Annotated in this window: 16 protein-coding genes; 11 read left to right on the forward strand and 5 right to left on the reverse strand. The window is 67.5% G+C overall.

The window, feature by feature from the left end; translation table 11 throughout:
• The first annotated feature begins 62 nt into the window (after positions 1 to 62).
• The gene (locus QLQ12_RS17580) at positions 63 to 350 is read left to right on the forward strand and encodes a DUF4287 domain-containing protein (protein ID WP_282761178.1); all 288 of its coding nucleotides are present in this window, start codon (positions 63 to 65) and stop codon (positions 348 to 350) included.
• 27 nt (positions 351 to 377) lie between these two features.
• Here QLQ12_RS17580 and QLQ12_RS17585 read toward each other — a convergent pair whose 3' ends face one another.
• The 3 genes from QLQ12_RS17585 to QLQ12_RS17595 form a co-directional block, all read right to left on the reverse strand.
• Positions 378 to 737, reverse strand: a complete 360-nt coding sequence (locus QLQ12_RS17585) for a hypothetical protein (protein WP_282761179.1) — start codon at positions 735 to 737, stop codon at positions 378 to 380.
• A gap of 66 nt (positions 738 to 803) precedes the next feature.
• Entirely contained in the window at positions 804 to 980 is a 177-nt protein-coding gene (locus QLQ12_RS17590) for a hypothetical protein (RefSeq protein WP_282761180.1), read from the reverse strand.
• A gap of 84 nt (positions 981 to 1064) precedes the next feature.
• A complete protein-coding gene (locus QLQ12_RS17595; protein WP_282761182.1) occupies positions 1065 to 1616 on the reverse strand; it encodes a hypothetical protein in 552 nt (183 codons plus the stop codon).
• Between the two features lie 179 nt (positions 1617 to 1795).
• Between QLQ12_RS17595 and QLQ12_RS17600 the strand changes: the two genes are divergently transcribed.
• Positions 1796 to 2374: a GNAT family N-acetyltransferase gene (locus QLQ12_RS17600; protein WP_282761183.1), complete on the forward strand. Its 579-nt coding sequence runs from the start codon at positions 1796 to 1798 to the stop codon at positions 2372 to 2374.
• Positions 2375 to 2449: 75 nt separating this feature from the next.
• Here QLQ12_RS17600 and QLQ12_RS17605 read toward each other — a convergent pair whose 3' ends face one another.
• A complete protein-coding gene (locus QLQ12_RS17605) occupies positions 2450 to 3058 on the reverse strand; it encodes a YdeI/OmpD-associated family protein (protein ID WP_282761184.1) in 609 nt (202 codons plus the stop codon).
• 315 nt (positions 3059 to 3373) lie between these two features.
• Between QLQ12_RS17605 and QLQ12_RS17610 the strand changes: the two genes are divergently transcribed.
• The 7 genes from QLQ12_RS17610 (at position 3374) to QLQ12_RS17640 (ending at position 11395) form a co-directional block, all read left to right on the forward strand.
• The gene (locus QLQ12_RS17610; RefSeq protein ID WP_282761185.1) at positions 3374 to 4654 is read left to right on the forward strand and encodes a low temperature requirement protein A; all 1281 of its coding nucleotides are present in this window, start codon (positions 3374 to 3376) and stop codon (positions 4652 to 4654) included.
• A gap of 347 nt (positions 4655 to 5001) precedes the next feature.
• Entirely contained in the window at positions 5002 to 6789 is a 1788-nt protein-coding gene (locus QLQ12_RS17615; RefSeq protein ID WP_282761186.1) for an AGE family epimerase/isomerase, read from the forward strand.
• Between the two features lie 33 nt (positions 6790 to 6822).
• Entirely contained in the window at positions 6823 to 7185 is a 363-nt protein-coding gene (locus QLQ12_RS17620; protein WP_282761187.1) for an STAS domain-containing protein, read from the forward strand.
• Positions 7182 to 9323, forward strand: a complete 2142-nt coding sequence (glgX, locus tag QLQ12_RS17625; protein ID WP_282761188.1) for a glycogen debranching protein GlgX — start codon at positions 7182 to 7184, stop codon at positions 9321 to 9323. Before QLQ12_RS17620 ends, glgX begins: the two co-directional genes overlap by 4 nt.
• A gap of 52 nt (positions 9324 to 9375) precedes the next feature.
• Positions 9376 to 9696 (forward strand): anti-sigma factor antagonist, encoded by a 321-nt coding sequence (locus tag QLQ12_RS17630; protein ID WP_282761190.1) that lies wholly within the window; start codon positions 9376 to 9378, stop codon positions 9694 to 9696.
• Positions 9697 to 9698: 2 nt separating this feature from the next.
• On the forward strand, positions 9699 to 10124 hold the full coding sequence (locus QLQ12_RS17635) for an ATP-binding protein (protein WP_282761192.1): 426 nt from the start codon (positions 9699 to 9701) through the stop codon (positions 10122 to 10124).
• 44 nt (positions 10125 to 10168) lie between these two features.
• Entirely contained in the window at positions 10169 to 11395 is a 1227-nt protein-coding gene (locus QLQ12_RS17640) for a PP2C family protein-serine/threonine phosphatase (RefSeq protein WP_282761194.1), read from the forward strand.
• 65 nt (positions 11396 to 11460) lie between these two features.
• Here QLQ12_RS17640 and QLQ12_RS17645 read toward each other — a convergent pair whose 3' ends face one another.
• The gene (locus QLQ12_RS17645) at positions 11461 to 12609 is read right to left on the reverse strand and encodes an IS701 family transposase (RefSeq protein WP_282761254.1); all 1149 of its coding nucleotides are present in this window, start codon (positions 12607 to 12609) and stop codon (positions 11461 to 11463) included.
• Between QLQ12_RS17645 and QLQ12_RS17650 the strand changes: the two genes are divergently transcribed.
• Together QLQ12_RS17650 and QLQ12_RS17655 are read left to right on the forward strand one after the other, a co-directional pair.
• Positions 12535 to 12705 (forward strand): hypothetical protein, encoded by a 171-nt coding sequence (locus QLQ12_RS17650; RefSeq protein ID WP_282761257.1) that lies wholly within the window; start codon positions 12535 to 12537, stop codon positions 12703 to 12705. The two genes, QLQ12_RS17645 and QLQ12_RS17650, sit on opposite strands and share 75 nt — an antisense overlap.
• Before the next feature lie 508 nt (positions 12706 to 13213).
• On the forward strand, positions 13214 to 14041 hold the full coding sequence (locus QLQ12_RS17655; protein ID WP_282761195.1) for a type 1 glutamine amidotransferase domain-containing protein: 828 nt from the start codon (positions 13214 to 13216) through the stop codon (positions 14039 to 14041).
• Positions 14042 to 14044: the final 3 nt, after the last annotated feature.

A 14044-nucleotide genomic window follows, 5' to 3' on the forward strand; every position in this document is an offset into this window, starting at 1 on the left:
TCTGCCTCGGGACGGTCTGACGACATGTCCCGAACGAACTTCTGAAGCGGAAGGCAGCAACCATGAGCTTCCAGGCGTACCTCGACAACATCGAGGCCAAGACCGGGCTGACCCCTCGCCAGTTCATGACGCTGGCCCATGAGCGCGGCCTCGACGAGCCATCGACCAAGGCGGGCCAGATCATCGCATGGCTGAAGGCGGACTACGGTCTCGGACGGGGACACGCCATGGCCCTGGTACACGTGATCAAGAACGGCGCCAAGATCAGCGACAAGCACGTCGGTAGGTCCGGCTCCCACCGCGACGACTCGGACAGGCTGTGGCTCGACGGCGTCGAGAACCGCCCCTGAGCCATCCCGGATGCGCCCACGACGCCGTCAATCGGCGGTCTGCCGGGCCAGCCACGTCGCGTAGGCCGCGGCCTCGGTCAGCGCGAACTTGATCTGCTGGCACGTCGGGCAGTCATGCTCGCCGCAGTCGCTGTGGGCCTTCGCGATCCCCAGCACTCCGGTGAGCAGCGTACTCACCATCCCGCTGCTGACGGCTTGGGCGGCGATTTCGCGGCCGTGCGGTGTTTCGGCCTTCGAGAGTTGCTCTGCGTACCGTGCGGAGATCTCCGTGAAGCAGGCCGCTACCTGCTCGGTCAGCTGGTAATGGGCGGCGATGAGGTCGAACTGGTTCTGCCGCCGCACGTCATCCTCGTGAAGTACAGCGATCAAATCATCTATCTCGCTCACGGGCGGAACCTCTCGGTTAGACGGCGAGGGTGGGCGTGTTCGCGCCTATCCGATCGTTTCACCTGGTCACCTCGGCAGCAGCGGAAACCGGCCCGATTGTTCGCTCACCCGGCCGAGGATGGTGGGGGCGTCGCCGCCGAGGCCGGTCAGGATGTGGGTGCCGTGCCGGACGATGCGCCGGGCTGGCGACAGGAAGGCCCGGGCCGCACTCGTCGACCTGCTGAAACAGCAAGAGTCTGCCACGTTTTCATCCCCCGCCCCGGGAACCGGTGCTACGACGGGAACGATCACACCGACAGCGCCGGTGCCGGGCCTGGCCGCCGCGAGTTACGTCAACGACGGTTCCTGGTCCGGCCGCCGAGCTCGGCGACGGACGTAGGCGACGGTCACCATCGTCACCAGCACGGGCCACAACGCGGCAGGCAGGTAACAGGCCGTCGCCAGCATCGTCCAGCCCGACGGCGGCCGCCCCGCCGCCCCGATGAGCACGTCCCAGTTCGCGGCGCTCATCACCACGATGACGGCGAGCGGCACCACACCGGCCGCCGCCAGCCCGGCCACCAGCCACGTGGGATAGCGACGGCCGCCGATCACCGGCACCCGGGCGGGGACTCGTTCGCCCCACGGATAGACCAGACCCAGCGTCAACGACGCGAACGCGATCGACAGAACACTGAGCGACAGCACGTAGACGGTGCCAGGACCTGGGATCTGTTGCAGTTCGCGCCACTGGTCGGACATGCCGAGCCCCGCACCGAGACCCACCGCGGACCGCCACACCGACGACGGGATCACGCACCACACCGTCGCCCACGCCGCGACCACCGCCCATCGCGGTGTCCCCGCCACGGGCCCCGATTCACCATCGATCAATCGCACGCACAGCCTCCCCGAAGGCATCACCATATCCACATGCGAGGATTCGGCGGGTCCCTTGCCAGGCGCCCGCATCTCGTTACGCGGGACGCGTTGCAGCACGCCTTGACGAGCCCTCCGATCTCCCCGCGTGCCGATCTGCCGTCCGAGGCGTCCGCCGGGCTCCCCTTAAGATCCGCTGCATGCCGACCACCACCACCCGGTTCGTCTGGCCGATCGGGGACGACGCCGTCCTGATACCGCGGACGCCGGCGATCACCACCGCCTACCACGCCCTGCTGGCCGCCAACCATGCCCGCCTGGCGGTCTGGTCACCGGCCTCCGAGAAGCCAACGCCGGAGACCACCCGCGCCGCGCTGGAACGCTCCGGGAGCGCCTGGCTTGACGGCACCCGCCTTCCGCTGGCGATCGGTGTGCGCACCGACAGCGGCCACCGCCTGGTCGGCGCGATGAATCTGACCATCGACAAGGCCGAGGGAAGCGCCGAGGTGGGTTTCTGGATCGACGCCGCCGCCGAGGGCCGGGGACTGGTCACCCGGGCGCTGCACGCCGTCCTCGGCCACGGCTTCGGCGACCTCGGTCTGCACCGTGTCGAGATGCGGACGCTGACCACCAACGACCGCAGCCGCCGCTTGGCGGAACGCCTCGGCTTCACTCTCGAGGGAGTCCTGCGCCGGGCGATCCGGTTCCCGGATGGTTACCGGGATGTGGCGGTGTATGCCGTCCTCGCCGACGAGTTCGCCGGGCCGGCGCAACCATAGACCGCCTCATCGGCGCCGCGAAACATCCGGCGCCGCCGCACGACATCCCCGGCCGGCCGCGGATGAACGGCAAGCTCAGGGACGAGGCGCCGCGGGCTTGGCCTTCTGCGGGTAGATGGTCTCGTGCCGGGCCAGCATCGCGACGAACTCGGCGATCTTCCGCTCGCGGGTCTCGGCCCGTTTGACGGCGTTGAGGCGGTGGATCAGGGCGAAGCGGTTGGTCTTGGTGAGGACGTCGAACATGGCCTGTGCGGCCGGATCGGCGGCGATCGCGGTCATGAGGTCGGCCGGCACCTCGGCCTCCGACGGCGGGGCGTACGCGGCCGCCCATCGCCCGTCCGCCTTCGCGGCCTCGACCGCGGCACGGCCCGCGGGCATCATCCGCCCCTCGGCCTCCAGCCGGGCGACGTGCATGACGTTGCGCTGTGACCAGATGCTGCGGGGCCGGCGCGGAGTCAACCGGATCCACGAGGTCTCGTCGTCACGCTTGCGGGCCTGCCCGTCGATCCAGCCGAAGCAGAGGGCTTCGTCGACCGCCTGCTGCCAGGTCAGCGTGGTGACGGTGCCGCCCTTCCTGGTCAGCGCCAGCCACACCCCCGGCGACGTCCCATGGTGAGCCGACAGCCACGTCCGCAGCTTCCCGGCGTCCGCGACGATCAGTTCTTCGAGCTCGGCACTTCCCATAGGGGGGAGGTTACCGAGCCGTCGCGCCGTTACCGGGTCGGGAGCGCTCTGCCATGTCGATGTCATGGTGTCAGTCTGCCCGCCATTGCGGTCGGAACCTGACCGTATCTCTGGGCCGACCGGCGTGAGCCGACGGTCGTGAGGACAGGCGGATCTGACGTACTACACCGCTGGACTTCCTTGTCTACGCGGAGGCGGTGTGACTACGCGCGGAGAGGAAGCCACTACGCTTCCATACTGCTACGGCGGGCACGGGGGTGAATTTCGCCCGAATAGCCACGCCGAGGACCAGCAGAGTGCCAGGGAGGGCATGAAGTGAGTCAGGACAGAGTTCCGGACCAGGACACGGACGGGCCGGCGTCACGCCCGAAACGAGCGGCCGGTGTGCTGTCGCGGCCGGTGTCCGAGGGTGATTCGGTCACCACCCTAGAGTTGTTCTTCGATCTCGTCTTCGTGTTCGCGCTGACCCAGGTGACGGCCAAGATGGCCGACGACCTCACGGTCGGTGGCCTGGTCCGCGGGCTGCTCATCATCGCGTTGCTGTGGTGGAGCTGGACCGCCTACGCGTGGCTGGGCAACCTCGTGCGCGCCGACGAGGGGATCACCCGGATCGGCATGTTCGCCGCGATGGCGGTCATGTTCGTGCTGGCGCTGAGCATTCCGGAGGCCTTCGACGACGCGCCGGGCGGTTTGAGCGGGCCGGTCGTCATCGCGGTGTGCTACTTCCTCTTCCGGGCGTTGCACCTGCTGTTGTTCTATGTGTCGTCGGCCGGCGACGCGGGTCTGCGGGCCCAGCTGCTGCGCTTCACCCCGGCGATGCTGGCCGGCACCGCGCTGCTGCTGGTCGCCGCGGCCACCGACGGCCCGGCGCAGACGTGGCTGTGGGTCGCCGCCCTGGCCGCCGACTATCTGGGCACCTATCTCGGTGGCGCGCGCGGGTGGCGGGTCGCCTCGCCGGGCCACTTCGCCGAGCGGCACGGGCTGATCGTCATCGTCGCTCTCGGCGAGTCCATCGTGGCGATCGGGGTCGGGGTGGCGGAGCTGCCCATCTCCTGGCCGATCGTGGTGGCGTCGGCGCTGGGCCTGGCCCTGGCCGGCTCGCTGTGGTGGGCGTACTTCGACGTGTCGGCGCTGGTCGCCGAGCACGCGCTGACCGCCGCGACCGACGAGCGGCGAGCCAACATGGCCCGGGACGCCTACAGCTTCGTACATCTGCCGCTGATGGCCGGCATCGTCATGCTCGCCCTCGGGCTGAAGAAGGTGCTGCAGTACGTCGGCGATGTGCATCACCACGATCTCGGCGACCCGCTCAAGGGCGTCGGGTTGGCCGCTCTGGTCGGCGGTGTGGTGCTGTACCTGATCGCGCACGTCGGCTTCCAGTTGCGCACCACCGGCCGGCTCAACCCGGCACGGCTGGTGGTGGCCCTGTTGCTGGTGCCGTTGGCTCTGCTCGGAAAGTCTCTGCCGGCGCTGGCCACGCTGGCGGTGCTGACCGCGATCGTCGTCGCGCTGATCGCCTACGAGTCGGTCCGTTACGCCGCGGACCGTCACCGCGCGCGCAACCACCACCGGCACGGCGTGGTGGCGTCCGAGTAAGACCCACGTCACAGGACCGCCGGACGCCGCCGCGTCCGGCGGTCCTTTGCGTCGCGGCCTTCTGCCGGATCGTCGCGGGGCGATGCGTGCCGCGAGTGTCCATAGACTTTCGAGCGACTTGACGAAGAGGACGCTGTAAGTGTTCTCCCTGCGGCCCGGCCTGGTTCGGAGCGTTGACGCCGTTTGTGCCCGAGCCGATGATTCATCAGGTATTCGAATCCGATGTCTCGGCGCCGCCGAGGGCCGGCTCGCCGAATTTCGGCGGCCGATGATCCGTTCACGTCGGTGACGAAACAATGTCCGAGGGCAACGACCAGACGGCAGGGGCCACCATGCATTTCCCTTTCATGGACACTATCGCCGGTTACGTCACCTCGTACGACGAGGACCGTGGCGTATTCGAGATGAGCACGAGGGCCGGCGACACCTATACGGTCCACATCACCAAGGACTGTTCGGCGGAGCTGCTGCGCAACCTCGACGAGCCCTACGTGGACGCGTGCTCGCATCTGCCGCAGATGCTCACCGCGGGTACCCACCTCTTCGTGTACGGCGTGTTCTACCCCGAGGGCGACGGTTACACGTTCGAGGCGAAGCGGATGGTCTTCCTCGGCCGCCAGCCCGGCGACTACAACTTCGAGAAGCACGGCTGGTGGATCAACCAGCTCGACTCGCTGGCCGGCTTCTACCGCAAGGCCCAGTTCGGCGCCGGGCCGGTCGACTACCGGCAGTACCGGACCAACATCCGGCTCGGTGGCGAGCGCACCGACAGCCACGTGCAGGAGACCGACACGATCTCCCGCATGGTCTACGGCATGGCGTCGGCCTACATGCTGACCGGCCGTGACGAATACCTGGAGATCGCCGAGAAGGGCACCCAGTATCTGCGGGACCACATGCGTTTCGTCGATTCCGACAACGACATCGTGTACTGGTACCACGGCATCAAGGTCGAGGGCGACTACGAGACGAAGCTGTTCACCTCGGAATTCGACGACGATTACGACGCCATTCCGATGTACGAGCAGATCTACGCGCTGGCCGGCCCGACGCAGACGTTCCGAATCACCGGCGACCGCCGTATCTCCAGCGACATCGATCACACGATGCGCCTGTTCGAGAATCACTTCCGCGACGTCGAGGGCGGGGGCTACTTCTCGCACATCGACCCGGTTCTGCTCAGCCCGGACCACGAGTCGCTCAAGTTCAACCGGGCCCGGAAGAACTGGAACTCCGTCGGTGACCACGCGCCCGCCTACCTGATCAACGCCTACCTCGCCACCGGCGAGGAGAAGTACCGCGAGATGTTGGAGCGCACGTTCGACACCATCGTGAAGTACTTCCCGGACTACGAGAACAGCCCGTTCGTCAACGAGCGGTTCTTCACCGACTGGTCGCACGACCTGGAGCACACCTGGCAGGGCAACCGGGCGGTGGTCGGACACAACCTGAAGATCGCCTGGAACCTGATGCGGATGAACTCCGTGACGCCGAAGGACGACTACAAGGCGCTGGCCGAGAAGATCGGGGCCATCATGCCGCCGGTCGGCAGCGACCAGCAGCGCGGTGGCTGGTACGACGTGGTCGAGCGGTTCAAGCAGCCGGGCCAGGAGTGGCACCGGTTCGCGTGGCACGACCGCAAGGCGTGGTGGCAGCAGGAGCAGGCGATCCTCGCGTACCTCATCCTGGCCGGCACGGTCGGCGGCGACGCCAACCTGGAGGAGGCGCGGCAGGCCGCGGCCTTCTACAACACCTTCTTCCTCGACCACGACGAGGGCGCCGTCTACTTCAACGTGCTCGCCAGCGGCATGCCGTACCTGCTGGGCACCGAGCGGCTCAAGGGCAGCCACTCGATGAGCATGTACCACTCGGCCGAGCTGTGCTTCCTGGCCACCGTCTACACCTCGCTGCTGATCACCAAGCAGCCGCTGGACCTCTACTTCAAGCCGCGCCCGGACGCCTCCCGGCTGCTGCGGGTCGCGCCGGACATGCTGCCGCCCGGCAGCTTCCGGCTGGAGAAGGTCGAGATCGACGGCAAGCCGTACGAGGTGTTCGACGCCCAGAACGCCACCGTGGAGCTGCCCGCCTCGACCGAGAGCCTCAGCGTCAAGGTGCAGCTCGTCCCCGTCAGCTGAAAGCCCGATGCCTCAAAGGAGGTGGCATGACAGATGGACATCAAGCAGAGCAGAAGTGACGACATCCTCGTCCTGAAGCTGATCGGTGATCTCGACGGGCGGACCGCTCCGGCGGCGCAGGCGCAGATCCTGGAGGTGTTGCCGTCGGACGAACGCGTCCTGCTCGACCTGAGCGAGCTGGGCGTGGTGACCAGTGCGGGGCTGCGGACGATGCTGCTGGTCTACCGGCAGGCGCAGGCGCGCAACAGCACGGTCGGCCTGGTGGGACTGTCGCAGGAACTGCACGGCATCCTCTCGGCGACCGGATTCCTCACCTTCTTCGTCGTCAGCGACACCGTCGACGACGGGCTCTCCGAGCTCGCCGACGTCCCAGCCCAGCGAAGTGGTGTGCGATGACCGATGTGATCCGGGCCGATCTGGACTGGGTGGACTCGTTCCCGACCCAGCAGGTGGCCGGCTACGACGTGCGGCCGGGCCGCACCATGCCGTTCGGCGCGACCCTGGTCAGCGGCGGCGTGAACTTCTCGATCTACTCCAGCGCGGCCAAGGCCGTGACGCTCGTGCTGTTCAAGCAGGGCGAGCCGGAGCCGGTGGCCGAACTGCCCATCCCGGACGAGTTCCGGATCGGGTCGGTGTGGTCGATGACCGTCTTCAACCTCGACTACGAGGGCATCGAGTACGGGTACCGGGTGTACGGGCCCTCCGAGGTGGACTTCCGCGACCGGTTCGACCACACCCAGATCCTCGCCGACCCGTACGCCCGGGCCTTCTCCGGCCGCAACGAGTGGGGCCAGGAGCCGGATCGCAGCAACATCTACCCGTACCGGTCCCGGCTGACGTTCGAGGACTTCGACTGGGAGGGCGACCAGCCGCTGCGGATCCCGTCGGTGGACCTGGTGATCTACGAGCTGCACGTGCGCGGTTTCACCCGGGACCCGTCGTCGGGCGTCGCCCAGCCGGGCACCTACGCCGGGCTGATCGAGAAGATCCCGTACCTCAAGGAGCTCGGCGTCAACTGCGTGGAGCTGATGCCGGTCTTCGAGTTCGACGAGTTCGAGAACAGCCGGATCAACGCCGAGACCGGCGAGCGGCTCTACAACTTCTGGGGTTACTCCACGGTGGGCTTCTTCGCCCCCAAGGCGGGGTACGCGGCCACCGGCAAGTTCGGCATGCAGCGCGACGAGTTCAAGAACCTGGTCAAGGAGTTCCACAAGGCCGGCATCGAGGTCGTCCTGGACGTGGTCTTCAACCACACCGCCGAGGGCAACGAGTACGGCCCGACCATCCACTTCCGCGGGCTGGACAACCGGACCTACTACATGCTCACCCCGGAGGGCTTCTACTACAACTTCAGCGGCACGGGGAACACGCTGAACTGCAACAGCCCGATCGTCCGCGAGTACGTGCTGTCCTGCCTGCGCTTCTGGGCCAGTGAGTACCACGTCGACGGGTTCCGGTTCGACCTGGCCGCCATCCTCGGGCGGGGCCCGGACGGCGCGCCGCTGGAGAACCCGCCGCTGCTGGAGTCGATGGCCTTCGACCCGGTGCTGACCGACTGCCTGCTGATCGCCGAGGCGTGGGACGCGGGCGGCCTCTACCAGGTCGGCTCGTTCCCCAACTACCGCCGCTGGTCGGAGTGGAACGGCAAGTACCGGGACACGGTACGGAAGTGGATCAAGGGCGACGAGGGTGTCGTCGGTGATCTGGCCACCCGGCTCGTCGGCTCGCCGGACCTGTACTGGGCGCGCGGCGCCTGCTCGTCGATCAACTTCATCACCTGTCACGACGGTTTCAACCTGGCCGACATGGTGTCGTACAACGACAAGCACAACGAGGCCAACGGCGAGCACAACAACGACGGCGCGAACGACAACAACAGCTGGAACTGTGGCGCCGAGGGCCCGACCGACGACCCGGAGATCCTGCGCACCCGCACCCGGCAGATGAAGAACGCGATGGTGCTGCTGCTGACCAGCCAGGGCGTGCCGATGATCCTGGCCGGCGACGAGGTCGCCCGGACCCAGCACGGCAACAACAACGCCTACTGCCACGACAGCGAGCTGACGTGGATGGACTGGAACCTGGTCGACGAGAACCAGGAGATGCTGCGGTTCGTCAGCAACATGATCGCGTTCCGCAAGGCGCACCCGTCACTGCGGGAGGGGCACCACCCGCACGGCGGCGACCCGGTCGGCTGCGGTTATCCGGACGTCAGCTGGCACGGCATCCGGGCCTGGCAGCCGGACTGGTCGCCGCAGAGCCGGCTGATCGCGATGATGCGCAACGGCCACAACATCGAAGGCGACGACAACCACGTGTACGTCGCGTCGAACACGCACTGGGAGGACCACCGCCTGGAGCTGCCGGGCCTGCCGGACGGCATGCGATGGCACCTGTTCGCCGACACCGCCGCCGAGGCGCCGGCCGACGTGGCCGTCCCGGGCCGGGAGCCGGTCCTCGCCGACCAGCACGGCATCTCGGTCGGCGCCCGATCCTCCGTCGTCCTGGTCGGACGCGCGGTAGCGCCGTCGTGACCGGGCGACGGTCGCAGGCAGGACCCTTCCCGTTGATCAGAGGAGCATGACCGTGTCGTTCACCACCACCCTGACCCGTAGCGGAAACACTGTGATCATCACCCTCGTGGGCGAACTGGACGCCACGACGGCGGTGGCCTTCCGCCAGGAGGTCGACCGCGCCGCCGAGGGCGACGTGGAGACGCTGGTCCTGGACATGAAGGACCTCACCTACCTGTCGTCGGCCGGACTGCGCGGACTCGTCTTCGCCAAGCAGAAGATGAGTGACGGAGTGAAAATCGTGCTGGTCAAGGCCAGTGACGAGGTCGAGCGCACCATCCGGATGGTCGGCTTCCACCACAGCGTGGTCTTCAGCGACCACGTGCCCGGCTGAGGATGAGCCAGCTCAAGCTGCCGGCGGTCATCGGCTCGCTGCGGGAGGCGGTCCAGTACGTGGACGACCTCGCGCGGGCCGGTGGCCTGCCGGCCGTCCGGGCCGGACGCCTCCGGCTCGCCGTCGAGGAGCTGGTAACCAACACCATCGTGCACGGCTACGGCGACAGCCGGGGGGCCTGGCAGCAGCTGCTGCTGGACTCCGGCGTCGAGTCCGACCAGGTCTGGGTACGTATCGTCGACGACGCGCCACCCTTCGACCCCACCCGGTGCCAACCTCCCCGTGATCTGGACAGTCCGCTGGCCGATCGGACCCCCGGCGGGCTGGGCCTCTATCTTGCCGGCCAGTCGGTCGATCGGATGACTTACGAATACTCCGGTGGGCGTAACCGCGTAACGCTCTTCATGAACCGGTCGAACACGCGGTGATCCGGTCCCACGCGGGCCGGTGCAACAAGCTCGGAGGTACGCCCATGCAGCTGACGCTGCTGGTCAGTAAGCCGTCAGACACCGCCGACCATCTGCGGGCGGTGCTCGCCAGTGACGGGATGGACGTTCGTCAGCTGACGCCGGAACAGGCTCTCACCACCGAATGGGGCCCGCCCGGCGGCGTCCCGGACCTGCTGCTGGTCAACGCCGGGCTGGACCTGGTGACCGTCCGGTCGCTGCTGCACCGGCTCGGCCGGGCGGCGGACCGGCCGCCGACAGTGGTGACCTTCGTCGACGACCGGTACGCCGATCTGGAGCCGTACGTGCGGGCGGGCCTGGACTACATCGTGCCGCCGTACGTGCCGAAGCAGGTCCGGGACCGGCTCGTCGCCAGCCAGCTGCGCCAGCTGATCTGCCCGGACTCCGGCGACCTGCAGAGCACCACAGCCCTGTTGCGTTACGAGCAGGAGCTGGCGATCGGGCGGGAGATCCAGCTGGGTTTCCTGCCGGACGGGCTGCCGACGCCCGCGGGCTGGAACTTCACCGCGCGGTTCCTGCCGGCCCGGGAGGTCTCCGGCGACTTCTACGATGCCTTCGAGATGCTCGACGGGCGGCGGATCGCGCTGGTGGTCGCCGACGTCTGTGACAAGGGCGTCGGCGCCGCCCTGTTCATGGCGCTGATCCGCAGCCTGCTGCGGCACACCGCGGTCTATCTGGAGACCAGCACCCGGGACCGGGCGGGTCACCCGCCCGACGCCGATGCCGAGCGGCGCCGCGACGAGGAGATGCTGATGCGTGCCGTCACCTCGACCAACGACTACCTCATCAAGAACCACATGCGGCAGGCGTACTTCGCGACGTTGTTCTTCGCCATCCTCGACCCGGAGACCGGCTCGCTGGTCTTCGTCAACTGCGGGCACAACCCGCCGCTGATCCGCCGGCACAACGGCGACGTCATGCTGCTCCACCCGACCGGGCCCGCGCTGGGGCTGATACCACAGGCGTCGTTCCGGCCGGCCAGCACCACGCTGGAGCCGGGTGACCTGTTCTTCGGCTACACCGACGGGGTGACCGAGGCCCGTAACACCGCGGGGGTGCTGCTCGGTGAGGCGAAGATGACGGCGATCGTGTGCACGGACGCCACCAGCGCGCGCGAGACGCTCAACTGTGTCGAGCGCTGCATCAACGAGCACGCCGGCGTCGCCGAGCAGGCCGACGACATCACCATGATGGCCGTGCACCGTGACCTGGCGGTGATGCCGGTCCGGTGACCGCGGCCGACGGGCCGCAGCCGCCGATTCGGCGCCGAATCGGCGGCTCCTGCCGGCTCCTTCGCTCAGAAGCCGGTGCTGTGGCCCATGGCGTCCAGCAGGGAGAAGATGTAGGCCGCCGACACCAGGGTCACGTGGTGGTGCCAGCCGGCGAAGGTCCGGCCCTCGTAATCGCGCAGGCCGAACTTGTCGGCGAACTCCTCCACCCGCTCGTCGACCAGCCGCGGGAGCTTGATCAGGCTGACCAGGTCGGCCAGGGGCCGGTCGTCGACGTTGGTGATCCAGTAACCGCGTGGCTGCGGCTTGCCGAACGGCCACTCGACGACGAGCTGGTAGTCCGGTTCCTGTCCGGGTATCCGCGCCGGGTTGTCCGGGCGTACCGGCATGATGGGCACGGTCAGGAACTGCGACCGGTGTTTGTGCTCACCGTCGGCGTCCGGCCAGCTCACCGTGGTGCGGCCGGCGTCCGGCAGCTTCTGCACGAGGTCACCGACGGCTCCCTTCCAGATCATCGGGCGGGCGCCGGGCCGCAGCACCGGCATTCCGCCGGCCACGCGCTGGTGCTCGGGCGCGTAACGCACCTGGAGGTTGCCGCTGACGTGCACGACGTGCTGCAGGTCGCGGTCCGCCAGGGCGCCCAGCAACAGGTTGACCGTGGTGAGCTGCCGGGCGTCGACCACCACCGGCGCGGGGGTCATGCCCCAGTCCAGGGTCATGTCGTCGATCGTCTCCACCTGGTACTGCCAGTAGGGACGCGGTTTCTCGTGGTCGGGGAGCCGGGCCCGGGCGCGGCGTTCGTTGTCGGCGCCCCATGGCTCCGGGAGCACCAGCCGCCAGTTGACCGGGATGCTGTACTCGGGCGAGGCGAGGATCGCCACGGCCGCCAGCTGGCAGTTGCTGACCTTCTGTTGTGAGCGCACGTACTGGCGGTGGACAGCCGCCGAGTACCTGCCGTGCTTGGGGAACGCCACCTCGCCGATCACCCAGGCGGCCGGCTTGACGGCTCGGACCAGCCGGTTCAGCAGCCGCTCGCGGATCGGGCGGTAGTCCCAGGGGCTCTGGTTGATGAACTGCTGCAGTGACTGCTCGGAATGAGTTCCCGGAGTCATGCTGGCCATTCGGCGGATCGACTTGCGACCATGGCAATGGAGCAGGCCATGCAGGTACGTCTCGCCGGCGCGCCGCTGGTCGGCCCGGTTCAGGGCCTGGAAGATGTCATCGCAGAAGTCCTTGAAATGATCATCGGAGCGGTGCGCCGGCCGTTGGCCGTACTGCGCCATGTTTCCCCCATGTTTCCTATCGAAGAATGAATTTGTGGTCTTAAAGACCAGCCCATTGATCTCCGTAGACGCGTTCCTTTGTAGCGAATGAATTAGGCCGAGGCAAGGAGCCGCGCCGTGAACTCTGGGCAATCCGCAAAGATGTCAAGTCCGAGAAATCACCCGTGTCACGCTATGTTCTCGCCGAGCGCGCAAATATGTGCGGGTTAACATTCGCATATCGTTCGAAGTGGACATTATGTCTTCTGTGTCGGGTCTTTGTCGTTGCCCACGGTGATGATCCGCGTGCTGAACGTGCGATCAGTGATGCGCGGGTTGCATCGCCACGCGGGCCCGACACCTGCCCCGTGCCTGCGTCCGGCCGCCGTCCAGGCACTGTCCGGCCCCGAACTTGACGTAATTCGCCGGCTGAGTTCCCTCGGTCTCAGCAGCCGTTATGGGTCCTGTTGACTTGCCCCGGCGTGCACACAAGTATTCGAATGTCACCGGTTCCTGCCGTGCGTCCACGCCGCCGAACCGAATTCAGCGAGGAGTTCCCATGACAAAGAAGGTGCTCACTGTGCTTTCCGAGTACGGCTATTGGGGAGAGGAGTTGATCGGCCCGCTGCATCATTTCGACGAACGTGGATATGACGTCGTATTCGCGACACCGAAGGGGCGACGCCCGCACGCCCTCCCGCCGAGCCTGGAACCCGACTCGATCGACCCGCCGCTGGGCCGCAGCGTCGTCTCCGTCGAGGTCGCCAAGGCCGCCCGTGACCTCGACGAGTCGTCGCGACTGGACAACCCGCTCGACCTGTCCACCTGGGTGCCGGAACGCCCGTACACCAGCGACGCCGATTACCTGCGGCAGCTGGAGCGTTACAACCAGGCGGCCGGCCAGCAGCTCGACGAGCGCATCGCCGAGTACGACGCGATGATCATCGTCGGGGGCAGCGGCCCCATCGTGGACCTGGCCAACAACGGCCGCATCCACGACATCATTCTGGCCTTCCTGCGCGCCGGCAAGCCCATCGGGGCGGAATGTTACGGCGTCACCTGTCTCGCCTTCGCCCGGGACTGGGAGGACCGCAAGAGCATCATCTGGGGCAAGCACGTCACCGGCCACTGCAAGGAATACGACTACAAGGACGGCACGGGCTTCCTCACCACCGACTTCAACATGGGGCCGCCGCCGTACCCGCTGGAGTACATCCTGCGCGACGCCACCGGCCCGGACGGCCGCTACCACGGCAACTTCGGCAAAGAGGTGTCGGTCATCGTGGACTACCCGTTCGTCACCGGACGGTCCACCGCGGACTCCTTCACCACCGGCGCCAAGATGGTCGAGGTCCTCGAACACGGCCTCCGCCGCTACGGCTGGTAACGG

Source organism: Actinoplanes sandaracinus (assembly GCF_030009775.1).
Lineage (GTDB): Bacteria > Actinomycetota > Actinomycetes > Mycobacteriales > Micromonosporaceae > Actinoplanes > Actinoplanes sandaracinus.